The 23,889-nt window shown below is 36.3% G+C and carries 23 protein-coding genes; 9 read left to right on the top strand and 14 right to left on the bottom strand.

All coding sequences use genetic code 11. The features are described from left to right. Nucleotides 1-127: 127 nt before the first annotated feature. From IQ226_RS11855 to IQ226_RS11845, 3 genes are all read left to right on the top strand, one after another. A complete protein-coding gene (locus tag IQ226_RS11855) occupies nt 128-325 on the top strand; it encodes a hypothetical protein (RefSeq protein ID WP_193895598.1) in 198 nt (65 codons plus the stop codon). A 504-nt stretch (nt 326-829) separates the two neighbouring features. Further along, complete coding sequence (locus IQ226_RS11850; protein WP_193895596.1) at nt 830-1,279, top strand: hypothetical protein; 450 nt, start codon at nt 830-832, stop codon at nt 1,277-1,279. A gap of 69 nt (nt 1,280-1,348) precedes the next feature. After that, nucleotides 1,349-5,539 carry a DUF4114 domain-containing protein gene (locus IQ226_RS11845; protein ID WP_193895594.1) on the top strand — a complete coding sequence of 1,397 codons (4,191 nt, stop codon included), beginning with the start codon at nt 1,349-1,351 and terminating at the stop codon, nt 5,537-5,539. Between the two features lie 51 nt (nt 5,540-5,590). On the opposite strand, the gene IQ226_RS11840 is transcribed toward IQ226_RS11845, so the two are convergent. Together IQ226_RS11840 and IQ226_RS11835 are read right to left on the bottom strand one after the other, a co-directional pair. Continuing rightward, on the bottom strand, nt 5,591-6,637 hold the full coding sequence (locus IQ226_RS11840; RefSeq protein ID WP_193895592.1) for a DUF1611 domain-containing protein: 1,047 nt from the start codon (nt 6,635-6,637) through the stop codon (nt 5,591-5,593). After that, nucleotides 6,621-7,673 carry a dipeptide epimerase gene (locus IQ226_RS11835; protein WP_193895591.1) on the bottom strand — a complete coding sequence of 351 codons (1,053 nt, stop codon included), beginning with the start codon at nt 7,671-7,673 and terminating at the stop codon, nt 6,621-6,623. Before IQ226_RS11835 ends, IQ226_RS11840 begins: the two co-directional genes overlap by 17 nt. A gap of 200 nt (nt 7,674-7,873) precedes the next feature. Here IQ226_RS11835 and IQ226_RS11830 point away from each other — a divergent pair, with 200 nt between their 5' ends. Further along, nucleotides 7,874-8,686: a hypothetical protein gene (locus IQ226_RS11830; RefSeq protein ID WP_193895589.1), complete on the top strand. Its 813-nt coding sequence runs from the start codon at nt 7,874-7,876 to the stop codon at nt 8,684-8,686. A gap of 105 nt (nt 8,687-8,791) precedes the next feature. Here IQ226_RS11830 and IQ226_RS11825 read toward each other — a convergent pair whose 3' ends face one another. The 10 genes from IQ226_RS11825 to IQ226_RS11780 form a co-directional block, all read right to left on the bottom strand. Then, nucleotides 8,792-8,989 carry a type II toxin-antitoxin system HicB family antitoxin gene (locus tag IQ226_RS11825; RefSeq protein ID WP_370567126.1) on the bottom strand — a complete coding sequence of 66 codons (198 nt, stop codon included), beginning with the start codon at nt 8,987-8,989 and terminating at the stop codon, nt 8,792-8,794. 56 nt (nt 8,990-9,045) lie between these two features. After that, the gene (locus IQ226_RS11820) at nt 9,046-9,873 is read right to left on the bottom strand and encodes a hypothetical protein (RefSeq protein ID WP_193895587.1); all 828 of its coding nucleotides are present in this window, start codon (nt 9,871-9,873) and stop codon (nt 9,046-9,048) included. Nucleotides 9,874-9,877: 4 nt separating this feature from the next. Next, on the bottom strand, nt 9,878-10,561 hold the full coding sequence (locus IQ226_RS11815; RefSeq protein ID WP_228039385.1) for a hypothetical protein: 684 nt from the start codon (nt 10,559-10,561) through the stop codon (nt 9,878-9,880). A 172-nt stretch (nt 10,562-10,733) separates the two neighbouring features. Next, nucleotides 10,734-10,949 carry a type II toxin-antitoxin system HicB family antitoxin gene (locus tag IQ226_RS11810; RefSeq protein WP_193895583.1) on the bottom strand — a complete coding sequence of 72 codons (216 nt, stop codon included), beginning with the start codon at nt 10,947-10,949 and terminating at the stop codon, nt 10,734-10,736. 60 nt (nt 10,950-11,009) lie between these two features. Then, complete coding sequence (locus IQ226_RS11805) at nt 11,010-11,633, bottom strand: DUF4276 family protein (RefSeq protein WP_193895581.1); 624 nt, start codon at nt 11,631-11,633, stop codon at nt 11,010-11,012. Next, complete coding sequence (locus IQ226_RS11800) at nt 11,630-13,207, bottom strand: AAA family ATPase (RefSeq protein ID WP_228039384.1); 1,578 nt, start codon at nt 13,205-13,207, stop codon at nt 11,630-11,632. The genes IQ226_RS11805 and IQ226_RS11800 overlap by 4 nt, the downstream gene beginning before the upstream one ends. Nucleotides 13,208-13,288: 81 nt before the next feature. Continuing rightward, nucleotides 13,289-13,504 carry a type II toxin-antitoxin system HicB family antitoxin gene (locus tag IQ226_RS11795; RefSeq protein ID WP_096667896.1) on the bottom strand — a complete coding sequence of 72 codons (216 nt, stop codon included), beginning with the start codon at nt 13,502-13,504 and terminating at the stop codon, nt 13,289-13,291. Nucleotides 13,505-13,697: 193 nt separating this feature from the next. Further along, nucleotides 13,698-14,564 (bottom strand): DUF4435 domain-containing protein, encoded by an 867-nt coding sequence (locus IQ226_RS11790; protein ID WP_193895579.1) that lies wholly within the window; start codon nt 14,562-14,564, stop codon nt 13,698-13,700. Beyond that, nucleotides 14,561-15,901, bottom strand: a complete 1,341-nt coding sequence (locus tag IQ226_RS11785) for an AAA family ATPase (protein ID WP_193895578.1) — start codon at nt 15,899-15,901, stop codon at nt 14,561-14,563. Before IQ226_RS11785 ends, IQ226_RS11790 begins: the two co-directional genes overlap by 4 nt. 804 nt (nt 15,902-16,705) lie before the next feature. After that, on the bottom strand, nt 16,706-17,545 hold the full coding sequence (locus tag IQ226_RS11780; protein WP_193895576.1) for an FAD-binding domain-containing protein: 840 nt from the start codon (nt 17,543-17,545) through the stop codon (nt 16,706-16,708). A 377-nt stretch (nt 17,546-17,922) separates the two neighbouring features. Here IQ226_RS11780 and IQ226_RS11775 point away from each other — a divergent pair, with 377 nt between their 5' ends. The 5 genes from IQ226_RS11775 (at nt 17,923) to IQ226_RS11755 (ending at nt 21,042) form a co-directional block, all read left to right on the top strand. Then, nucleotides 17,923-18,240 (top strand): 2Fe-2S iron-sulfur cluster-binding protein, encoded by a 318-nt coding sequence (locus IQ226_RS11775; RefSeq protein ID WP_193895574.1) that lies wholly within the window; start codon nt 17,923-17,925, stop codon nt 18,238-18,240. Between the two features lie 66 nt (nt 18,241-18,306). Continuing rightward, nucleotides 18,307-18,477: a hypothetical protein gene (locus tag IQ226_RS11770; RefSeq protein ID WP_193895572.1), complete on the top strand. Its 171-nt coding sequence runs from the start codon at nt 18,307-18,309 to the stop codon at nt 18,475-18,477. 43 nt (nt 18,478-18,520) lie between these two features. After that, nucleotides 18,521-19,561, top strand: coding sequence for a DUF3326 domain-containing protein (locus tag IQ226_RS11765; RefSeq protein ID WP_193895610.1), 1,041 nt, complete (start codon nt 18,521-18,523; stop codon nt 19,559-19,561). Nucleotides 19,562-19,581: 20 nt separating this feature from the next. After that, nucleotides 19,582-20,163 (top strand): CPBP family intramembrane glutamic endopeptidase, encoded by a 582-nt coding sequence (locus IQ226_RS11760; protein ID WP_193895570.1) that lies wholly within the window; start codon nt 19,582-19,584, stop codon nt 20,161-20,163. Nucleotides 20,164-20,460: 297 nt separating this feature from the next. After that, nucleotides 20,461-21,042 carry a Uma2 family endonuclease gene (locus IQ226_RS11755; RefSeq protein ID WP_193895568.1) on the top strand — a complete coding sequence of 194 codons (582 nt, stop codon included), beginning with the start codon at nt 20,461-20,463 and terminating at the stop codon, nt 21,040-21,042. A 389-nt stretch (nt 21,043-21,431) separates the two neighbouring features. Here the strand turns inward: IQ226_RS11755 and IQ226_RS11750 are convergent, their stop codons facing one another. Together IQ226_RS11750 and IQ226_RS11745 are read right to left on the bottom strand one after the other, a co-directional pair. Continuing rightward, complete coding sequence (locus tag IQ226_RS11750; RefSeq protein ID WP_193895566.1) at nt 21,432-22,655, bottom strand: type II secretion system F family protein; 1,224 nt, start codon at nt 22,653-22,655, stop codon at nt 21,432-21,434. Nucleotides 22,656-22,743: 88 nt separating this feature from the next. Beyond that, nucleotides 22,744-23,847: a type IV pilus twitching motility protein PilT gene (locus IQ226_RS11745; RefSeq protein WP_193895564.1), complete on the bottom strand. Its 1,104-nt coding sequence runs from the start codon at nt 23,845-23,847 to the stop codon at nt 22,744-22,746. Nucleotides 23,848-23,889 lie beyond the last annotated feature (42 nt).

The following is a 23,889-nucleotide window of genomic DNA, read 5'->3' as shown; positions in this document are numbered from 1 at the left end:
ACTGCTCTAATAGTAGCAGTTAGAACTCCTAAAGAAAACAGTGGGTCATCAAGATTCTAGAGTTCACTAACTCTTTTAGTTACTTACCGTAACACTAGATATCTATACAAATGGAGAAAGCAACAAAATGGAAGAACCAACAATAGAAGGGATCATTGGTAAGGTCGTTGTAGGTGCTACAACTGGTTTTGTACAGGGACTTGCGAATAATGCTGTTCATGACGCTTATCAGCAAGAAGTTCATGATCATCCTGATGAAGATGTTCCTGCTCATATTGCTCACGCTATTGGTCGGTTTTTCGGTCAAATTGTGAGTGGTTCTTAGTGACGCAGTTATGAAAAATTTCTTGATTTTTATACTGATGATCATTTCAGGTGCTTTTTGTATCTTCTGGAAATTTAATCAGGAGAAGGCTGATATAAACCAACGTGCAGTTGAATGTATGTCTTTTGTTCACCAAGGCATTGATTTAACTGGAAAAGGTAAAAACAATTGCACCAGGACAGAACTGATACCAAATCAGTAATTAGTTCAAAATATATTTGGCTCTTCGGTACTTACTATGCTAAATCATTTTGTCAAACCCTAAAATCCTTATATGGTAAGGATTTTACGTTAATTCATCGGTGAATTTGACATAAATTTGGCATCAAAAACAATGAAACCCTTTATTTATATGGGTTATGGGGTAAATAAACTCATATTTGGCATAACAGGTACGGAAGAACCATATATTTTTATGTTGAATGATAGCTTGCTTGAATCTTGCTCATCATTCAACACTTTCCCTAGCAAATAATAACCAAACATAATAATTGGAGCAGATTAATGAGTATCAACTTATCTAAAAATAAATTCTTGACCATGAAATTATTTTTTACAGGTATATCTTTTACCATGGCAGCCACATTAATTAACAATCAGCCAGCTAATGGACAAACTTATGAATGCAAACCTGTAAATTCACCTTTTAAATTTAGTTTAGTTCCTGTAAGTCTTGATGTTTGTGGTACTTTTGTCAGACTTGATGCCAATGGTTCTTCAATATCAACAGGAATGTGGGGAAATCTAACTATAGCAGTTGCTCGCTCTGGAGAAATGTACAAATTAGTTAATGATAGTTGGAAATATCTAGGAGTCATTACTGATATTCCTCTTTCAGATCAATGCCAAGATGGTAACACAGATGCTTGTAGAAAATGGGGGAAAAATTTAGATATCCTCTTGCAAAGATGCCGTAATGGTGAGAAGCTTACAGGATTATGTAATAGTAATTAATCAGGCTATTTTCTGTAAAGTTGGCAATATTTCAGTCTTACTTATTTAAGTTATCAGGAAGTAAAAATCATGTCTATTTCTCAATCTACTGCAAATTTAAAATTAGCTAAGGATTTACTGACCCAAGAACAAAATAATCTGATATTAACGGCTTTAGAATTAGCCGAGAAACAATTACATGATTTTGCCACTGATCCAGATTTTCAAACCAAAATGCAGTTAAATTTTGGCGTTAAAGTTGACATAACTGAAATCCAAAAAGATTGGCAAAATGAAGACTTTAGCATAATTCCTAATATTCAAGTTCGCCTAGAAACTGAACTTGATGGAGCAATGGGAGCTTATGCTCAAGCTACTAATACCATTTATTTATCCCAAGATTTTCTCAACCAAAATACAGCAAATATTGCTTCTATTACTTCAGTATTATTAGAAGAAATTGGTCATGCTGTAGATGCAAAAATAAATACAGTTGATACTCCCGGTGAAGAAGGAGCGATTTTTGCGGCTTTGGTGCAAGGAAAGACATTTGAGCCTGATCAGTTACAGGAGTTAAAGGCTAAGAATGATACTGCAACTATAAATTTGGATGGACAGATACTTCAAATTGAAAAGGCAACTACTGGTTTTGTTAGTGGCGGTTTTGAAGGTAGTCAAAAAACAATTAAATTAGATTCTAAAGGTGGAGGAACAGTTAAATATGAATATCAAATGTTCACTATTCCCGATCAACTCATACTTAGATATGAAGGCAAAGAAATCCTAAATACGGGATTTGTATCGGGTGATAAAACAGGAATAGTGAGTATTCCTCAAGGAAAATCTGATGAATTACAGGTTATATTGGCAACAAATGATTCGGGGACAGCTTGGAATTATAATATCACAACTTCTAGAAAACCAATTTTAATTCTCCCTGGTATTGCCGGTTCTTTTGTTAATCCTAATAATTACGACAGATGGGTTTTAAATCGAGGTTTAAATCCCAATGAATTAGTAATTGATCCTCTATTACATAGCTATGATGATTTAATCGCAACACTTCACAATACAGGTTATAAATTAGGAGAAGACCTGTTTGTTGTTCCTTATGACTGGCGATTAGCACCAGGACCAAATGATCCTTCACGTGATGGAATAATCACTGGGATATCTGCTGCCAGCATTACTGATAACAAATATGAATATGGTGTTGACTATCTTGGCTATTGGTTAAAACAAGCGTCTGAAAAATGGCAACAACGTTTTCCCGATGCTGCTCCTTTAGACTCTGTTGATGTAATTGCACATAGTACAGGTGGTTTAGTTACTAGAACATATATTCAAAGTGATGCTTATGGTGTAACATTACCTAAGATAGATAATTTGATTATGCTGGGAGTGCCAAATCAAGGTGCGCCTAAAGCATGGAATCCTATTAATGATGATTGGAATGCCGACATTGGCTACAGTCTTGTGATGCGGCAGTTTGCCAATGTTGCCTATCAAAAATTACTGCAAGGACGGACTATAAATGGTCCAACAGCTATTACTCAAGCAACAGTTATTGCTCAATCAAAGAATTCTGATTTGACTAGTAAAGCCAGTAAAGAGGCATTTATAGATCAGTATATTCCCACGATTAAAGCACTTTTAGCAACTTACAATTTTGGAGCAAAGGTTCAACCCAATCAAGAGAACTCATTGCTATTAGATTTGAACGTTAATACTGGTCTGGTTACAGATAGAAGTAATATTACGGTTGTTTTTGGAGATAATGTCAAAACTATAACTTCTGTTGAGAGTAGAACAAGTCCTAAAAAATTAGTTGATCTTCCTGGTGATATCCTAGATATATATGTTCCCTCTGTTGAATCTTTTACTGAAGGAGCGCCAGGTCACATTCCTGCTACTAATGAACAATGGTGGGAAGATATTGAAACTCCAAATAGTGGTGATGGCACTGTCCCACTTCAATCCTCAACCTATCTTTCAGGAAAGCAGAATAGAGGATTTAATGGCGTAGAGCATGGAAAATTGCCTAGCGACAAAGGAGTACAGCAGTTCATCTTAGAGACCTTGGGCGCTAAATTAGAGAAAGGCAAGCAAATATCAACTGGTAAATCTGGACTTAGTTTTGGGCTGGCTAAAAATGTATGGAATTTCATAAATGATCCTGTAGATGGTTTCTTGATAGATGCTCAAGGACGACGATTGGGATATAGCCAAGCTACTGGTGTTCTCACAGAAATCCCTAATAGTGTTTGGTTTGGTGAACAAGATGGAATTGGTTGGGTATTTGGTGAAGTTGATTCTCCAGCAACATTAGAACTGACTGGTTTAGAGCAAGATCACTACGTTCAAGTAAGTGGTGTTCAGGGTACACAAGCTGGTGCTGTTGATTCTAGCGGTTTCTTAGCAACTGGAGAACAAAAAAATCTCAATGTTGTTCTTACAGATATACCTCAAGATCCTAATACTCCAACTTCAGGTGGAGATTTAGAGATTTCTGTATTATCTAATCCAGATGTTCTTTTGGGAGAGAATTTCAGTTACACGATTAATATTCAAAATAAAGGACCGAATAATTCTACTGGAGTATTTCTGACGGAATATCTGTCAAATGGAGTTAAATTTATTGCGGCTAATGCGAGTAAAGGGCAGGTTTCTCAATCTAATGGAATTGTATCAATAGATGTAGGCAATTTAAATAGTGGAGAAACTGCCACAGCAACTATTGAAGTTTCACCTTTCATTGCTGGAACTGTAACTTCTACGGCTAATATATCTAGTACAGAAAGTGATCCTAATCCTAATAATGATTCTGTAACTCTGGCTGTAGATGTTAGTCCAATTACTCCGACTGCTACTGATTTAGAGTTAATACAGACTGTAGATAATTCTAACCCTCAAATCGGTGATGAAATTAATTTTACCCTTACTCTGAAAAATAAAGGAACTGGAACTGCTAGTGGTATCAAAGTCAAAGATATCCTCCCTTCTGAACTAGGCTTTGTTTCTTATTTAGCTGACCAAGGAACTTATGATAGTCAAACTGGTTTGTGGGATGTAGGCAATATGAGAGATAATCTCACTCGTAACCTCAAGCTAACAGCCAAAGTTAATCAGTTAGGAGCTATTACTAACATCGCTGAATTAATAGCAGTTAATGAAACTGACCCCGATTCCACTCCTAACAATAATAATCCCAATGAAGATGACCAATCATTAGTCACCTTAAATTCTGCTTTAGGAACATCAACACTCACAAAAATTGCTGATGATCTTTTTACTATTTCGGGTAGTGCTAGTAAACCAAAACTTCAAGTAAACCTTGCGGGAAGTAGTTCTAATCTGGTAAATGAACTAGGTGTATTTACTGTTGATGATGCTCAAGGTAAAATTAACGGCATTACCCCAGGAGAAACAGGTTATACCCAAGCGGCTTTGAATAAATCAAAAGTAATTTTCTCCACTATTGCCAATATTCCCAACGGATTTAATATCAACAAATTGAACAGCCTATTAGAATTTAATTCTAGCGATAACCTGAGATTCTTCTTGATCAAAAATGGCACAATTGATAGTGTTAAAACTGGAATTACCTCTGCTACGAATATCCTGTTTTCTGACCTTTCAAACCAAAATATTAGAGATTTAGGTACTGATGGTTTCTCTTTGAGTTGGAAAGATGGCTCTAATAATAATGCCGATTTCAAAGATTTGGTAGTGAACATTAAATCCACAAATGACCCATTACCATTAGGTGCAAATCTGCAAGGAAAACAACAAGGAGAAGTGATTGATTTAAGAGATATAACCCAAGATGTAAAAGTTGATTTTATTGTCAATAGAGAAGCAGCTTTTAACAATTTTGTGGGTTTTTATAAAGTGACTGATGAAAATGGAGGTATTGATGTTGATGGTAATGGTACTGTTGATTTCCGTCCAAGTGATTCAGGTTATGCACAAGCAGCTATCAACAATCGTGTAGCGGGAATTGATCTGCGGGTTGATAATCAAGGAACTGCAACTTTTACTGATAAACTATTAACAGGAGGGAGTATTTTTGCGCCATTTATCCTTACCAATGGTCGAACTGTAGACCAAGTTATAAATGGACAAGTTGATCAAACTTACTTTGCCTATTTAGGGGCTAATTCTGATAAGATAGATCACATTCGCCTATTAGGAAATAACACTTTCGGGTTTGAAGATTTAGCTGGTGGTGGTGATAATGACTTTAATGATGTGATTATCCAGGCTAAATTGACAGTTTGATGAGTTTTTCCTGAATCTTGATAGTGCGGGTATACTACCCGTTCAGAAATTTTAACTTTGCATAACAGCATCCAATAATAACCCAGCCCCAAACCGAATAGGATCTGTACAAGGTAACTTAGTTTCTGCTATAATTTGAGCGATCGCATTTTTTGCCTCTACTTCCCCCAAATTCCGAGTATTCAAAGCAATTCCCACCACCGAAACAGGACGAAAAGCCCCCGCACCACTAGCAACAATTTCATACATCCTAATCACCTCCGATAAAGATGGAATCAAGATATGAGGATTATTACGGTTATGAGTTTGTCCCGCTTGATGCACTAAAATTAAATGTGTAGGCTGAGAACCCCTAATTAACGGTAAAGTTGCCGTTGAACCAGGGTGTAAAAGAGAACCTTGACCCTCAATTTGCAAAATGTCGTAATGTTGACCAAAACGCATTACCAACTGTTCCACCGCACCCGCAGCAAAATCCACCCGCACCGCGTCTAAAGCCACCCCTTCCCCTTCCAACATTAACCCAGTTTGACCGGTAGCCAAAAACTTAGAACGGATACCCCGCAACTTAGCCACCCGGTGTAATTCCAGACTTGTGGACATTTTACCAATAGCCATATCCGTTCCCACCGTCAACACCCGCCGACAGGGCAGATTTTGCGCCGCTGCTGATGCTACATCTAAGTTAGCCGGTTCTTTGCGGACATCCCAAATTAATTGTCCTGGTTTGAGGAGGGCAGTTAATTCCGGTATATTTGCCATTGGTGTATGTAATCCATTTACCAAAGACATTCCCGCCTTGAGGGCATCTTTGATATCCAGCCAATAATCATCAGGAACAGCACCACCTTTAGGCGCAATCCCAATTACCAAAACTTCCGGCTTGTACTGTAAAGCTGCTGTTAAAGATGCCACAATTGGCACATCTCGCTGAATACCAGTTAACTCGACTAAAGATTTACCTACAGTTTCTCTATCAATCACCGCCACAATGGGGGACTCGCTGTAACGTAAAATTGATAACCCCGTTTTTCCCTGAACTCCAGTAATTCCCTCATGGAGAAGAATTGCTATTTTTTGATTAAGCGACAGACGCACAATGTTTCACTCCCAAACCAGGTAAATTATTCGGCAAAACTCGCCCATTTTCCACCACTGCACCACTAAAAGGATCATCAATTAGATTTAAGTGACTATCTAAATCCAAATAATCAGCCAGTGGTGCAAGTTGTAAAGCGGCAGTATTAGCAAGACAACTATCAGAATAACAGCCAAACATGACTTGTAAATTGTGGGCTTTGGCTGTATTCACCATTCGCATAGCTTCGGAGATTCCCCCAGATTTCATTAATTTGATATTAATACCATCCACATAATTAGCTAATTGGGGAATATCCGCACTGGTAAAGCAACTTTCATCTACAAAAATTGGTAACGGTGAATGTTTTTTCAATTCGGCTAAATTTGCTTCTTCACCTCTTACTAAAGGCTGTTCTACATACTTGATTCCCAAATCAGCTAACCAATTACACATATTTATAGCATCCGTTAAACTCCAGCCGCCATTAGCATCAACAAATACATCTTTTCCGGCGGCTTCTTCCCGTACTGCTAAGAGCATTTTTTTATCTGCTTCTATTCCCTCGGTTGAACCTAATTTTACCTTTAATAACTGCACATCCATAAATTGTAACCAGTCTCGCGTCCTTGCCTTTGCACCTGCTGGGGAATTAATGCCAATTGTTACCGATGTTGGTACTATAACATTTCTATCCAGTCCCCATAGTTGCCACAATGGTAAATTCACGCGCTTACCCAACCAATCATGTAATGCCATATCCACAGCCGCTTTGACTGCGGACAGAATTTGCATTTGTTCTAATAGTGCCTCAATTTCCTGCCGTTGCCAAGGGCTATATTTTTGTAAAGCAGGTATGATTTGCTGCAAAGTTTCTTGAATTTTCTCGGTAGATTGCCTATGGTTGCCCACACCAAAAGGTGATGCTTCTCCCCAACCTGCAATTCCTTCTGCGCTAATTTGTAACCAGATATTTGTTGTTTGTGCTGTTGTCCCGCGACTAATTGTGAGGGGAAATCGTTTGTTAACGGTAAAGGTTTGAAAATTGATTTGCATAAATATATTAAATAGGGAATAGTAATATTAAGGAAATACTGACTGGAATATTTATTTTACATGGAGTTGGGACAAAAACTGCACGGTTCTTTACTAGAATATAAACCATAATATTGCTTCATATTTATACCTTAGTTATTCTTGCGCCATGTAAATTTTGAGACTATAATTAAAGAGTAAGCTATTTAATCATAAATAATATGGTGTCTTTTCATTGTTTTCGTGATGGCAAATGCGAGTGGAACAAGGGATTAAAAGATTTTGCAAATCAATTTAACGAGACTTATGGAAAAGATTATAGTCTTTCTAAATGTCTTGATATTTCCAAGAAAGAGACAAAGCAACCAGAGGTATTACTAGAAGCATCCGGGGATCAACCAATGGTCATTGAATGTAAACAGATAGTTTATCCTAAAGATTATTATCAAAAGCATAGACATTTTCACGATTTTTTTAATTCTTTTCAAAAAGCTTTTAAAAGAGATTTAAGGAACTCTCTACCTGAAGATTTATATCAAATTAGTATCGATGAAAGTATTCTTTATCAAAATTCCAAAAGTAAATTAGATGGTTTATCGAGAGAAATAACACTGTACATTAAAAATAATCTGGAAGATTTTTTAATTTCTGAGATCATTTTTATTGATAAACCTATTCCTTGTTGCTTTCGTCGTATTCCAGACAATGAACGTGATGATACTTCAGATAAATCTGGTCTAAAATTATCTGGTGCTTGGAAAGATGTTGGAGTTTATTATAAAGAGATGATAGAAGCTGAACCAGTAATAGCCCAAGAATTAGCTAGACATTTAGCAGCTACAGAAAAAAAATTCCAGGAATATACAGATTGTGTAAAGATTCTAATTGTAGAAATAGGTGGTGATTTTCTTTTTCCTGAGAGAATTATAGAAATTATCGAAAATGCAACGATTCCACCTATTGTTGATCAAATCTGGCTTGCAGATCCAGAAGATGAATCAGAAAATATAATTACTTATCATAGAGTTGTGTAAAATATTAATTCCTCTTTTTCTATCCACAAAAAAGCCGCTTTTTTCTAGTCCTTTCACACACTCTAAACCTGAGATTATGGGTGACTTACTCAAACCAGCACTACCTCAACCGTATCTTCTGGAACAGGTAGGTTCACCTCTATCTTGCAAAACTTCAATGTAGAGAGATATTGCTTCTTCAATATTAGCTAAAGCTTCCTCACGAGTTTTACCCTGACTGATACAACCGGGTAAACTTGGTACTTCAACAACAACATACCCATCTTCACCATGAGATAACAGCACTTTTCTTTGAGATTTCATTTTTACGATAGTTCAATTAGTTTTTTGATGGAATGACAAATATAATGATATATCTTTTATTCTGGTAAAGCATCTAAATCTAAGGACTTAGTTTGCCAAGTAGCACCCTCTATTTTTTTCAAAAATTCTTCTACCAAATCATGTTCATCAATAGAAAATGTTGATGTTTCTGAAAATTCTTTAATTTCTGTTATAGTTTCAGAACCCTGTTTTATAGTTAGGAAATAACCTTGTACTGGAATATTATACCAAATGCCGAAAGTTACTAGAAAATCACCACTACTTGCTTTTGCTTCTTGACTAAATGAATGACACAGATCATCTTCAGAAACAGAAACTTCAATACCCCAAGTTCTCCTAATTACACCATTATGTACTTTATCAAGGGACTTTCTAATATATCCTAAACGAGATCCTGCTGGATCTATGATATTTATCATTCTTTCTTCTTGCATATTTTCCCCTTTTCCATTATTTCGTAATATAAAAATACGCTGTTTCGCTAAATTCAAAATCTCTTGATGGTTTATTTCTGATTGCTTTGGATCTTGTAATTCTAACCTTTCAACTAAATAACTATAAAGTTCTAAACATTTTTCATGATTCTCCGGCTGATTCAACAAATCATCACCAGCCTTTAAAGTATCTAAAGCAAATTGATAATTTCCCTGTTCACAATGATGATAAAAAGCATCAATATAATCTGTTAAATCATCTTCCCAATCCCAATTTTCTAGCCAATCACCTTCTATATCATCAACATAAAGATGAATATAATCTGAGCCATAGGTTTCTTTATCTAGCTGCAACTGTTGAGATGCTTCTAGATATTTCCAATCTACCTCGGAAGTTGACTGATTATAAATTTTTACATTCTTAGTCATAATACTATCCAGGGAAGGGTATAACGGCAATAAAAGTGATAGGGCGATCTCTACTCTCTTTTAGCATAACACTTGCTAACTTAAGTAGATTGTTTGGAGTGTTCACTTGAGCATCATGAGCAACCAGTAAAGCCCGTTTAATACCCCAACATGATAGAGTATGATTCCATTTCTGCTGCTTAGTCAAAAAATCAGGGTTACGTTGTCCATCTCGAAGGATAACAGTACCTGTAAGTTGAACAAACACAGGCTCAATTGCACTAGGAACGTGACTAACAAGTAAATCTGTAGCCATAGATAAATCTAGAATATAACGGTTTGAAGCACTTCCGTCAGACCTAGCATTAATTGTTTTAGTTAGAGCAATAATTAAATCTTCATCACTACCAGTATACTCTTCTTGTATAAGTTTTTCAATCCAGTAAGAAAATTTCGGATCTTCTTGACTCAACCAATTAGGTAATATTACTGTATACCAGTAATAATCAGTTACAGATATGTTCTTTTGCTGGCAAGATTTTTCTATGTCTCCTGGGGATAAATTTAAAAGTGGTTGGATGGTATATAGATAAGTTTGGATATCGTAATAAAATTCATTCAGAAAGTCTATTAAAAACCGTTTTTTATCAAGAAGTTCATTTTTATATTTAGATAGTGTATTTAGAATTTCTTTAATCCTAACTGCCAATTCAATTTCTCCTCTAAACAGAGATGCACGTCTTAAAGGTTGTAGTCTGAGCTTAATCTCGTTTGCTTGTAGTCTAGTCCTATATGCCGACAAGTTAAATCTCCATTCGGGGTTGTTTTGTTAATTTTATGCGATTTTGGATCTCAATTGTATCAAAAAGAGGTATTTCAGATTAATATCCCATCAATACCGTATCTTCTGGAACAGGTTCATTTCTGTCTTGCAAAACTTCAATGTAGAGAGATATTGCTTCTTCTATGTTAGCTAAAGCTTCCTCACGGGTTTTACCCTGACTAATACAACCGGGTAAACTGGGTACTTCGACAACAAAATACCCATCTTCACCATGAGATAACAGCACGATTCCTATATCTACATTGTTATTCATAAAATTTCCATCCTGTAAATCCTTAAATCTTAGACATCCTGATTCTGACAAAATAGTTAACTACTTAATGTTTTCCAGTTTTGTTAACCATTTATCGAAATGCTGACACTGTTTACGTATTGTATCCAATCCGATATCCATAGCAATTGAAGAACCATGTAACGGTTTATCATATCGAGGACAACATCGAAGAATACGTTTAGATGGTGATGTTTGCGGACTATCATTAATATGTTCAGGTGAAGGAAATGATTCACGTTCACGCTGTAGCTGTTCTACTATGTTTTGATCAAACCATCCTAAAAAAGCTTGTGGATTACTATAGAGAAGTCCCTCAAACTCATGCACCAATAAATTAGGAATAAAATTTTGGACTCCAATATCTACACCCATTTGTTGTTCAAGATATTCAGCTTTCTCAAAAAGATTAGCTGTAGTGGGAATAGAACTTTTACCGGGAAAATCTTTTGGTAGTCCATACAAATCTAACATCGTAGTTACAAAAGCGGTGCTATCTTCAGAACATTTACGATATAATTCTTTTCTGATTTTTCCATAAGTTACCGCACCTCCTAGAAGTATAGGCCTAACATATATGTTTTGTTGCAGAAAATGATTGTAAAGTAATTCTCTGGCAAAAGTTTCTTCCGTTTGTCCTTCTACAAAAATATTGACTCGCATCATCTTGAAGGTCTACCTCCAATAATGTTCTTTTTCCACAATTCTCCTAAAGTATAATCTTCTAACCACTCCTGTAAATCATCCTTATCCAATCTACGCAGTAATGATCTACCGTCTTTTCTATCTACAACTATCACATCTTTTGCTGTAAATTCATTTAATAATTCTACAGATTGAGTAGAAACAATTATTTGTTTTTCTCTAGAAGCAGCACGTATTAAAGATGCTAAAATAGTAATTGCGTAAGGGTGAAGACCTAATTCTGGTTCATCAACTAAAATAGTTTCTGGTTGTAAAGCAGTAGGTTGTAAAAATACCGTTGCTAAACATATAAAGCGCAGTGTTCCATCAGAAACAAGATGTGCTTTAAAAGGCATATCCTGACCTTGCTCAAACCATTCTAGCTCTATCACATCATTATTATGTGGTGAAGGACGCAGCAAGAAATCACTAAAGAAAGGTGCTACAAGTCGGATTGTTTTAACAATTTGTTGATAAGATTGGGAATAGTTATTTTTCAATAAATACAAAAAAGCCGCCAAATTGCGAGCATCTGGACGTAGATAAATATTATCATTAATAGGAGCAGCTTGTTTTACATAGGCACTATCGCTGGTGTCATGAAAATGATAAACCCGCCATTGCTGCATGGCAGATAATATATATTTATCCATTTTTGTACCAGTACCAGTAAAAGCCTGAGTTTCAAAATGACCACTACCTATTAGTGCTTGCACTCGCATTTTTGACTTACCACTACTCGAGCCAAATGACTCTTTAGAAAACATCAGACGGTTATCTTGAGTAGGTTCAAGGGTGGCAAAATATCTATTATTGCCAAAATATAATTCAATCTCTAATTGTTCAGTTGTTTTTCGCCCGAAATGCAACACTGTGTCTGGTCCACCTTGACGACTAACGAAAACTTGCAAATGTCCATCAAGTATCTCTTGAACCATACGAAAAAAGTTGATAAAATTGGATTTTCCTGCGCCATTGCAGCCAATGAGTATATTGAGTTGAGTAAGTTCAATGTCACATTCTGCAATAGATTTAAAGCCCTTCAAAACTATCCTTGATAGTTGTTTTTCGCTAATCAACTTTGCCAGAGTAATTTTTTCCTCGGTCATATTAAAAATCTGACGGGATGACATATTTTCTCCTTGTTTCTGTTTTTGTAACTCTAAAATCCGTTGTTTAGCTAAGTTCAAAATCTCTTGATGGTTTATTTCTGATTGCTTTGTATCTTGTAATTCTAACCTTTCAACTAAATAACTATAAAGTTCTAAACATTTTTCATGATTCTCCGGCTGATTCAACAAATCATCACCAGCTTTTAAAGTATCAAAAGCAAATTGATAATTTCCCTGTTCACAATGATGATAAAAAGCATCAATATAATCTGTTAAATCATCTTCACAATCCCAATTTTCCAGCCAATCACCTTCTATATCATCAACATAAAGATGAATATAATTTGAGCCATAAGTTTGTTTCTCTAACTGCAACTGTTGGGATGCTTCTAGATACTTTTCATCTACCTCGGACTGATTATAAATACTTACGTTGTTAGTCATAATACTATCCAGGGAAGGGTATAACAGCAATAAAACTGATGGGGCGTTAGCATCAATTATATCAAAAAGGGGTATTTCAGATTAATATCCCATCAATACCGTATCTTCTGGAACAGGTTCATTTCTGTCTTGCAAAACTTCAATGTAGAGAGATATTGCTTCTTCTATGTTAGCTAAAGCTTCCTCACGAGTTTTCCCCTGACTGATACAACCGGGTAAACTTGGTACTTCGACAACAAAATACCCATCTTCCCCATGAGATAACAGCACTTTCCGTTGAGATTTTATTGTTACCATAGTTCAATCAATTTCTCCATGAAATAACAGACATAGTTGAAAATATTTTATTCTAGTAAATCATTTATATCATATAACTTTATTTGCCAGGTTGCTTGGTGTATTTTACATTAAGTTGGATGTTTGAAATACTATGTTCATTAGGGGATTTAAAAGTTTTTGATACATCAATAATGACTTTTAAAACGTCCTCTTATTCAAGAATCTGTAAAACATGAAATGGTTGATTGTTGGTTTCCCATTTGCGAATTTCCCAATAAAGCTGAGTTTTGTAAAAATAAGCTACTTCATAAGCAAGTCGTAAATTACGCTCAAGACTATTTGCTTCAACATCAACCGTTTTATTAGTTCCAATAGCTTTTCGTAAACCAAGTGATAGGATTTCTACTAAATCATGACCACAGCAGACTTGCCAAGGATCTTGATTATTGCTTTTTTCGGTAAATAACCGTTTTTCTAAATCTTCATCTTTCAAATAAAAAGCTTGAGATTTATTCTTGATTTCTTGAATGAGTTTTACGTCATTAAATTGCCAATTTTTTTCATCAATAAATTTGCTAAAAGTTATACCTTCAAATGTCAAATTTAATTCATCAGATTCAGAAATATAACGTAAATAACCAACTGCAACACCAACTGAAATTAATACTTCTCTAATATCTCGATTCAACTGGGTAATTTTTTCTTCAGAACCAAATTCACTAATTACTTTTTCTAAAGCAGATGACTTGATTAACATAGTTTCCAGATCATGAGTATCGGTGCGGAGTAGATTAGGACTTGTATCTGGTGTATTTTGCAGACGATCAAAATCCGCATCAACAATTGCTAAAATTCCCTGAAAATTTGATTTTTCTAAAATTTCTAAAATGGCAATAGCACGTTGTTTACTAGAAGGTTTACCCGCAGTAATGACTAATTCACAACTTAATTTATCAACAAATCGCTCATAGAAAGTTTTATCAGAACTTCCTTCAACTAATAAGAAAGTTCCTGAATAAGTACTACGTCGTAATCTTATTTGGTTAGCAACACGGTCAACGGTCAAAAATTCTCTCATTTTACCGCACCTTTCAATTCAACTGTTAAATCCCAGCGATCTTGTATTATATCTGGTGAATGAGTAGCTATGAGAATATCTAAATCAGCCAGCTTTGTAATTTCTTGTAAGTCTTTTAAAAACTGCACTTGCCAGCCTACATGAAGAGATAATTCAGGCTCATCAATCAAGACTAAGGAATTAGGTTCAACTTTGAATAGTAGTTCATATAAAAGCACTAATTCATGTTGTTCACCCGATGATAAATCAGTTGCTGATAGAGTTTTTGAATCAGATAAGGAGGAATTATAAAGTGTTGTAAAAATGAATCCCTTTTCTTTACTAAAATTTATCTCTTTATAGGAAAATTTATTATTAATAATCTTCTTCAATAAATTAATTTTGGTAGCTATTTCAGTAAAGACATTGAGCTTTTTCTCTACGTCTTCAACATATACTGATAAAGCATTTTTGGTACTTTCATCTATGTCTTGTGGTTGAATTTGAAACTCTGAATTTTCATCTGGATCTAAAAGACCTACTTCTATAAGACGAGAACGAGTTTCTTCAAGTTCGTTGAGTTGATTACGCAGTTGTTCATCTGTTATATCTGGTGATGACTGTTGTTTTACTACTCTCATGGGAAAAGTTCTATCAAGAGATTGGGAAATTGTTCCATATTCTTTAAACTTATCTTGCATTAAAGTGGCAAGATCAGAAGAATATTGAGATACAGTTGACACTTTTGAAGATATTTTATCCTCTGATTTAACACGAAGATTAGGCGCAAACTTTAACAAACGTTGCGATTCTATGAGGTGAATATGAATGTTGTTCTTTAATTTTTCTAGCCAGTCAGGTTGTTCTGGAGATATCAACTTTAAGGGCAATGAATCACCAAAACGCTCTAAAACTTCTTCTAAAGAAAGACTTTCTTTAGTAGGCTTATAGAGCCATTTTTTCGTAGCTATTCGTTCTAATCCTGGTATAAAATTATTGATAACACCAATTGGGAAATCTTTTATCTGAGGGCTACTATTTGGATCAAAAGTAACTATATCTAAATTGGGTTGATAAAAATTGACAATAAAATTATTTTCAATTTTATCATAATTGTTAGTGTTATTGATGATCTCAATATGACTACCATCATCAAATTCAATGCAAAATTTACTAACCGGAATAGTTCGCAATTCCGGGTATCGGGAGTTAAAAAAAGCATTTAAAATTCTCAACATTGCTGTTTTTCCAAAACCGTTAGGTCCATGAATGACGGTGATTCTCTCATCCATATTCAACGGAATTACATGATCAAAAATTCCAAATAAGCCGCTAACGGAAATTTGCTTAATTCGCATAATAATTAACTCTCATAACAATACGAACTTTAAAGCCCACATTCAGCATGAGTAAATATACTCAGAATATTTTCCCCAGCAGGTTATTTTGTCAAAAAAAGAATTTCATAAAACAGCTAAAACCCAATCATAATAACCACTTTATGCTTTTTGCCATACATGGAGGTATTCAATGAATTTAATCTCAAACCAACTAATTTATTGACATTATTCTCAATAAACTTGATTCTAACTTTAAGTATATCGGCGATGGCTACGCCGCGCCGAAGGCATCGCTCTAATATAGAATTGCGTGTCATTGTCTGAAAGCCTTGTTATCATTGGGTTATGGATAATTCCGAAAATTCAAAAAACACCTGCTGAATGTGGGTTAAAGACATAAATAAATTCTATTTGATGATTAATAATTGACTATTATATCATAGCAATTTTCCCATTAAAACAAGGTATAAACATCTAAAAACCCGATCAAGGTTGACCGGGTTCTAGTGAATTTGCAGGTTTCAAATGATTAAACTAAGTAAGTGAATTTAAGTTACTAAGGGTGGACTTTCTAAAACGCAAATACAGCATATCTACGTCTTTCCGCTCTGGGATTTGGCTTCGCCATCTCATCTAGAGTTTGGCTAATTGCCACTTCTTCATCAATAATGCTGTAATTGTCGGGCTGATGATAGGGGACACACTGATCATTTACCCTTTCTTTTAGTTGGTTTTTATTTGCTTGGTGTCCTATGGTTTGAATATATCATTTGATTTTTGAGATAGGACTTATTCTTTACATTTATTAACAAATTGGGGTGCTTATTGCCGATAACTGCCTTTTTGCCAACTTTGACTGTTAGGCTGCTTGCTCAATTTAGCTTGAGGAAAAAGTCGTTGTTCTATTTGTTCATAACTGCCTTCAAAGTCGCATTTGCCGAAATGGGGACATTGACGACAATAAACGCCTTTGCTGTACCGTTCTAGATTCTCACGGTTGAAAAAATAGGGTTTATGACTAAATGTACTTGCTACCCATTGCCAGGACATATTGTTACTTGCTGGATCACCGTCAAGTAAATGTTGGAGAAACCATTTTGCGCCGGCTTGCCATTGAATATGCCGCCAATGGATAATATAGGCGGCTAACCACATTCTTATATGGTTGTGCAGGTAGCCTGTTTCTCGTAGTTCCTGACTAAAGCTGTCAATGCAAACTAGTCCTGTCGTTCCGGTTGTGATATCTTCAGGTAGTTGGGCTGCGTAGTCTGTTGATTGATAACCGGTTTTGGATTCTTCTTGATTTTGCCAAATCTCGTTTCCTAGTTTGACATATAATCTTTGCCAGTAATCGCGCCAACCTAATTCGTTAATTAGTTTATTAGCATCCTCTGGATTGTCAATTCGGTTCAGTATATATTCTCGAACTTCCCGCAGACTCAAGACTCCATGACGAAGGTATGGTGATAATTTGGTAATGTCACCTGTTAAGAAGTTGCGGGTTTTTGCGTAAGCTATGGGGTCAATTTTTTGGAGTGCTTGTTGTGCTGCTTTCCTTCCTCCGGGAATATCGCTAATGTGATCATCTTGTGCTGCGGCTTGGGGGAACTGTTCCTTGAGATATGCGACTAATTCGGCTCGATTTTGGAAATCACGTAACATAAAATTTGTATATGTCAATTTAGGATTTTAAGAATAATTAAACGCAGATGAACGCAAATAAACGCAGATGAATATGCATGAATCAATGTATTTGATGATTCTGTGGAGATTCCCGTAAAATTGGTATTAGTAGTCTACAATCAAATGTGGTTTTGTACCGTAAATAATTGATCTATATTCTAAGAGGTTGGTTGAAAAGTCTAATTTACGCCCAAAGTTTGAGGTATCCCCATGAATATAAACGAACGAACCAAATTCAATAACAGCCAAAAGCCTTGAGGATTAAGTCAAATTTAACAATAAATATGGTAGAATGTCCTAATAATGTCAACAAGTAGAATAGAATATTTGTCTGTTGCCAAACACTGCTGCTATATATGTCCAAAATTTACACTGTAGAAATTAACCACCAAGGTAAAAAACATACCCTGCAAGTTCCTGAAGATGAAATTATTCTCAATGCCGCCTCAGCTAATGGTTTAGACTTACCGACTTCTTGCGGTGCTGGTGTTTGTACAACTTGTGCGGCTTTGATTACAGAAGGAACTGTAAATCAAGAGGATGGTATGGGTGTAAGTCCAGATTTGCAAAAACAAGGCTATGCGCTGCTTTGTGTTGCTAAACCTCTTTCTGATTTAAAAATCGAAACGGAAAAAGAAGAGATTGTTTATAAAGCGCAATTTGGGAAAGGTTGATCATCATTACCAATCACCAAAAAGTTTCTGTATTCTCAAAATCATCAAGGGAAAGGATTTAGGATTATGACAACTCACTTTATTTCCGCTGAAATCGAATTGCAAGAAACTCCCACAGAATTAGAAAAAGCGATTACAGCAGAATTGGAGAAACAAGGTGAACCCCTGCGTTGGGCTATTACCGCTGTTAATGAACAAGCACAAACCGTAACAGTAGAAGCCGTAGTTACCGCTTAAATTTCTTCTTTGCGTCTTTGCGCGAAAAAAACCTGTGATACCCATCCAAAAACCATACACAGTAATTTTAATTATACCTACCGGCATTGGGGCGGCGATTGGCGGTTATGCTGGTGATGCGTTACCAGTAGCTAGAGTTATATCACAGGTATGCGATCGCTTGATTACTCACCCCAATGTCATGAACGGCGCAAGTTTATACTGGAATATTCCCAACGCTTTCTATGTCGAAGGTTATGGTTTAGATAAATTTGCGGCTGGAGAATGGGGTTTACGTCCCGTCCGTAGTAACAGAGTCGGTTTACTTTTAGACCAGGGACTCGAACCGGAATTAATGCTGCGACACTTGCAGGTAGCCGACGCAGCCAGAGCAACTTTAGGATTAAATATTACAAATCATGTTATTACAGATGCCCCACTAAACGTAGAATTACGGACTTCTGCATCAGGTGCTAGTTGGGGAACAATTGGCAATCCTGATAGTTTATTACGGGCTGCTGAGAAATTAATTATAGAAGAAAAAGCCGAAGCGATCGCAGTTGTTGCCCGTTTCCCCGAGGATATGGACGAAACCGCAGTCCAAAACTATTGCCAAGGGCAAGGAGTAGACCCTATAGCAGGTGCAGAAGCCGTCATTAGTCATTTATTAGTTCGTACCTTTAAAATTCCCTGCGCCCATGCTCCTGCCCTTGCCAGCACCTCACCAGACGCAGATTTATCCCCCCGTGCAGCAGCGGAAGAATTGGGCTACACATTCTTACCTTGCGTTTTAGTTGGGTTGAGTAACGCCCCGCAATTTATCATTAATACAGAACATCACAATTCTTTATCCACTGATATATGGGCAGATCAAGTTGATGCTTTAATTATTCCCGTCACCGCTTGTGGAAATAGTGCTTTATTGAGTTTAATCCAGAAACAATGTCAAATAATTACAGTTGCAGAAAATGAAACTTTGATGCAAGTTTCTGCATCCATGTTAAGAATTCCCACCTTACAGGTAAACTCATATTTAGAAGCAGTAGGTGTATTAGTCGCTCATAAAGCAGGTATCAATCCTTCCTCATTAACCATTGACAATTAACAATTATTTTTTAAACTCCTGTGATTGAAAAACAAAATCAAGAACCAGAAATACCCTATTTAACACGCACCCAAGTCTTAGTAGCAATGGGTGTAACCGCAATTATTCTCTGGATAGTTGCTAAATTATGGTTACGCTGGGGTAACATTGTGCTTTTTGAGTGGCGCTGGCACGAACAAGATTTATTATTAGGAATTAGTTTAGGTGTAATTATTACCATATTAAGTGGTTTAGCGTATCGCCTTTCCCCTCCCTATCGCAAAAGTGCCGATTATTATCTAGAAATGGTTCTCAAACCTCTAGCTTTACCGGACTTAATTTGGTTAGGATTACTCCCCGGGTTAAGTGAAGAATTATTATTTCGAGGTGTAATGCTACCCGCTTTAGGCGCAGATTATACCGCTGTGATCGTATCCAGTCTTTGTTTTGGAGTCCTACACCTTAGCAGTCCGGAACAATGGCCTTATGTAATTTGGGCAACTATTGTTGGTATCATTTTAGGTTGTAGTACCCTATTAAGTGGCAACTTGTTATTACCAATAGTTGCTCATATGGTGACAAATTGGCTATCTAGCTATTTATGGAAAATCCAAAAACTTTAGATAGGGTTTGCTGAATAAGTTGTTTATGAGGGCAGTGTATAAAGATCCACAGCCTACACAATTGTGTAGAATGACCTGATGTGAACTGTAATATTTTAAATTTTGTAGTAATATGTACTAATGTAAGTTGCTAGTTAGGTACATTGTCAGAAATGGCTAACGCCACGCTTCGCTATCAGGATGTCCAGGATTAAAGGATGAACAGGATGAAACTTCTGTTTTCATTACCAATTACCCATTACCAGCCTCAACTAGATAACTAGCAACTTGAGTTACTAAGATAATGGAATTATATTTATGTTTCAAACTACTCAACCACAAGTCAAGTATTTTTCCTTTGAAGATTACTATGCCTATGATGATGGAACTGAGAATCGCTATGAACTAGTAGATGGAGAATTAGTTTTAATGCCACCAGAATCAATTTTAAACTCTGATATATCAATGAGATTATTATTGGAATTGGCTAAATCTGTCCCGTTCCATTTATTAAAATATAAAGAAATTATGATTGAGGTAAGTGGGCGTAGGGCTAAAGTAAGGATTCCTGATTTATTAGTTTTGGGTGAAGAATGTCGTGCTGCTTTGGAAACTACGAAAAGAGGAACAATTACCCATGATATGCCACCACCATTAATAGCGATTGAGGTGGTATCGCCTGGTGTTAAAAATCAAATACGAGATTATCGTTTCAAGCGTTCTGAGTACGCAGCCAGGGGAATTACTGAATATTGGATTGTCGATCCTGTGCAGAACAAGATTACAGTTTTATCTTTAGTAGAAGGCTTTTATGAAGAATCTATCTATATACGTGATGATGTGATTAAAAGTGGAGTAATTCCAGAAATTAAAATTAAGGTAAGTGATATTCTTATTTAATAAGAGTATTTTTAAAACGGGCTGAATTGGTAGCACCATTTAGCAAATGTAAACCCGAATTAATTAATCCTAATCAAGAAAATTCAACTAATAACAACTGAACGGTTTCTCCAGCCAATATTCCCAAAACAGATTTTATTCAGCAAACCCTATTTAGGGATTGCTAAATAAAGCTACAACTATTTGCTAATAAGGGTTTCGCGGATTTTTATCACAAGAAAGTGCCAGGTTTTGGCTGATAGTGTCTCAAAATAGGTGCATTTTTCCTTGTCGGATTTGGAAAGTTGAGGATATCCAGATAGTTGAAACTGTCACCTGTCACCTCCCCTCACAGACAACTTATTCAGCAAACCCTATTTAGTCTTCATACTTCATCTTTCAATCCTTCCTTAACCCAACTTTTCAAATACTTTGAACATGGGCAAATACATAGCCAACAAAATTGTTCCCACCATTCCCCCTAAAACCACAATCATCACCGGTTCTAAAATGCTAGTGAGAGATTTCACTGCCTGTTCTACTTCATCTTCATAGAAATCGGCAACTTTCATCAGCATTCCATCTAATTGACCCGTTTCTTCACCGATACTCATCATCTGAATTGCCATACCCGGAAAAACATTTTCTTTGAGCAAAGCCACGCTAATCATACCCCCCTGTTGCACCTCCTCACGGGCAGAGTCAATAGCATTAGCAATAACTTGGTTTCCTGATGTATCTCTCACAATTTCTAAACAGGTTAAAATCGGGACTCCAGAGCGAGTCAATGAACCAAAAGTCCGACTAAACCGAGCAATAGCAGATTTTTGAATCAAATCACCGAACAAAGGCAATTTGAGAGAAATACCATCAATATTTAACTTACCTATAGGGGTCTTGTAATACTGCTTATAGAGAAATGATAGTACAGATAACCCGCCGATAATTGCCAATGACCAATAACTTCGTAATATTTCACTACAAGTCATCAAAAATTGGGTAAGTGCTGGTAATTCTACTCCGATATCTTTAAAAACGGCGGCAAAAATGGGAATTAGAAAAACTGTCATCCCCACAAAAATAGCAGTTGCCAAAAACCCTACTACCACTGGATAAGACATAGCTGATTTAATTTGGTTCTGCAATCGCGCCATATCTTCTAATAGTTTAGCTAAACGATTTAAAACCTCATCTAACACACCTCCAATTTCTCCAGCTTGTACCATACTCACATACAAGCCATCAAAACATTCAGGATGTTTACGCATGGAATCGGAGAGGTTAACTCCAGTTTGAACATCAGCACAAATTTCTATTAAAGCTGCTTTAAGTTTAGGATTACTACACTGTTCAGCAAGTACACTCAAGCCTCTAACTATAGCTACACCTGCATTTACTAAAGCAGCAAATTGACGGGAAAAAATTGCTTTATCTTTGACAGAAACCTTAACAAAGGAATTCTGAATTTTCTGGATATCAAACCGAGAAGCCAAGCTTTGAGATTCTTTTAAATCTTGAACAACAAAACCTTGATCTCTAAGATTAGTCCGAGCATCAGTCAAGGAATCAGCGGTAAATTTTTCAGTTCTGGATTTTCCTTGAGAATCACGAATACGGGCAACGTAGGTAGGCATAATATTAATTTAAAATTTTAGAATTGGTCAGTTGTTAGTTGCAAAAGAATATTTCTCTCCCCTGCTCCCCGCCCCTTGCCCCCTCATCTTACCTGTTCAATTTAGCTCCTGCTGGGGCTGTTGCACCAATTAGACGCTGTACTTCATCTGGTTTAGAGGTTTTAGAGATTGCCGCTTCAAAAGAAATAGTTCCAGCTTTGTATAAATCAGCTAAAACCTTTTCTAGAGTTTGCATTCCCAATTTACCACCGGTCTGAATAGCTGAGTAAATCTGTGCTGTTTTTCCTTCCCGAATTAAGTTAGAAATAGCGGGAGTAATCACCATGATTTCTTGAGCCATAACTCGACCATATTCATTTGGTTTGGGATTTTTCTTAGGTACTAAAGTTTGACTAAAAACTGCAACTAAGGAGTTAGATAACTGCACCCGCACCTGAGTTTGTCTTTCTGAGGGGAAAACGTCAATAATCCGGTCAACGGTTTGTGCAGCCGAGCTTGTATGTAATGTACCAAATACCAAATGACCTGTTTCTGCGGCAGAAATTGCCAAGGCAATTGTTTCTAAATCCCGCATTTCTCCTACCAAAATAATATCTGGATCTTCCCGTAAAGCTGCTTTTAAAGCACTAGCAAAACTCTTCGTATCTTCCCCTAATTGGCGTTGGTGAACTAGACTTTTGATAGGTTCATAAACAAATTCCACAGGGTCTTCAACTGTTAAAATATGTTCTGCCCTAGTCCGATTAATTAAGTCAATCATTGCCGCTAGGGTCGTAGTTTTACCAGAACCAGTCGGACCTGTAACGAGAATTAATCCTCTAGGTTTTTCCGTCATTTCCCGAACTATATCGGGCAACCCTAATTTTTCAAAGTTAGGAATTTTAGAACTTAATGCTCGTAAACAGGCGGCAAAAGCACCTCGTTCCTTGTAGACATTCACCCGAAACCGAGCTAATCCTTTGACACCATAGGAACAATCTAATTCCCAAGTTTGCTCTAAGGTTTTGCGCTGGGTGTTATTGAGCATACTGAAAATTAGTCTTTGGCACTCATCAGCAGTTAAGATGTGTTCACCAATAGGTGTGAGATGTCCACTAATCCGAAAATAGGGAGGCAAACCAGCAGATAGGTGTAAGTCTGAGCCACCCATATTAATTAGTTGCTCCATCAAGTCTTCAATCATCATTTCCATAGTCTGACTGCACTCCCATTAATTAATAATAAATAACCGCAA

Source organism: Dolichospermum sp. LEGE 00240 (genome assembly GCF_015207875.1).
In the GTDB taxonomy this organism is placed as follows: Bacteria; Cyanobacteriota; Cyanobacteriia; order Cyanobacteriales; family Nostocaceae; genus Dolichospermum; species Dolichospermum gracile.
The sequence above is the reverse complement of the archived record's forward strand: the minus strand, read 5'-3'. Positions and strand labels throughout refer to the sequence as shown.

Bases quoted from the DNA above. Each gene is read 5' to 3' on its own strand.
- IQ226_RS11855 (WP_193895598.1), top strand. From the start codon at position 128: ATGGAAGAACCAACAATAGAAGGGATCATTGGTAAGGTCGTTGTAGGT.
- IQ226_RS11850 (WP_193895596.1), top strand. From the start codon at position 830: ATGAGTATCAACTTATCTAAAAATAAATTCTTGACCATGAAATTATTT.
- IQ226_RS11845 (WP_193895594.1), top strand. From the start codon at position 1,349: ATGTCTATTTCTCAATCTACTGCAAATTTAAAATTAGCTAAGGATTTA.
- IQ226_RS11835 (WP_193895591.1), bottom strand. From the start codon at position 7,673: ATGCAAATCAATTTTCAAACCTTTACCGTTAACAAACGATTTCCCCTC.
- IQ226_RS11830 (WP_193895589.1), top strand. From the start codon at position 7,874: ATGGTGTCTTTTCATTGTTTTCGTGATGGCAAATGCGAGTGGAACAAG.
- IQ226_RS11825 (WP_370567126.1), bottom strand. From the start codon at position 8,989: ATGAAATCTCAAAGAAAAGTGCTGTTATCTCATGGTGAAGATGGGTAT.
- IQ226_RS11820 (WP_193895587.1), bottom strand. From the start codon at position 9,873: ATGACTAAGAATGTAAAAATTTATAATCAGTCAACTTCCGAGGTAGAT.
- IQ226_RS11810 (WP_193895583.1), bottom strand. From the start codon at position 10,949: ATGAATAACAATGTAGATATAGGAATCGTGCTGTTATCTCATGGTGAA.
- IQ226_RS11805 (WP_193895581.1), bottom strand. From the start codon at position 11,633: ATGATGCGAGTCAATATTTTTGTAGAAGGACAAACGGAAGAAACTTTT.
- IQ226_RS11800 (WP_228039384.1), bottom strand. From the start codon at position 13,207: ATGACTAACAACGTAAGTATTTATAATCAGTCCGAGGTAGATGAAAAG.
- IQ226_RS11795 (WP_096667896.1), bottom strand. From the start codon at position 13,504: ATGGTAACAATAAAATCTCAACGGAAAGTGCTGTTATCTCATGGGGAA.
- IQ226_RS11790 (WP_193895579.1), bottom strand. From the start codon at position 14,564: ATGAGAGAATTTTTGACCGTTGACCGTGTTGCTAACCAAATAAGATTA.
- IQ226_RS11785 (WP_193895578.1), bottom strand. From the start codon at position 15,901: ATGCGAATTAAGCAAATTTCCGTTAGCGGCTTATTTGGAATTTTTGAT.
- IQ226_RS11780 (WP_193895576.1), bottom strand. From the start codon at position 17,545: ATGTTACGTGATTTCCAAAATCGAGCCGAATTAGTCGCATATCTCAAG.
- IQ226_RS11775 (WP_193895574.1), top strand. From the start codon at position 17,923: ATGTCCAAAATTTACACTGTAGAAATTAACCACCAAGGTAAAAAACAT.
- IQ226_RS11770 (WP_193895572.1), top strand. From the start codon at position 18,307: ATGACAACTCACTTTATTTCCGCTGAAATCGAATTGCAAGAAACTCCC.
- IQ226_RS11755 (WP_193895568.1), top strand. From the start codon at position 20,461: ATGTTTCAAACTACTCAACCACAAGTCAAGTATTTTTCCTTTGAAGAT.
- IQ226_RS11750 (WP_193895566.1), bottom strand. From the start codon at position 22,655: ATGCCTACCTACGTTGCCCGTATTCGTGATTCTCAAGGAAAATCCAGA.
- IQ226_RS11745 (WP_193895564.1), bottom strand. From the start codon at position 23,847: ATGGAAATGATGATTGAAGACTTGATGGAGCAACTAATTAATATGGGT.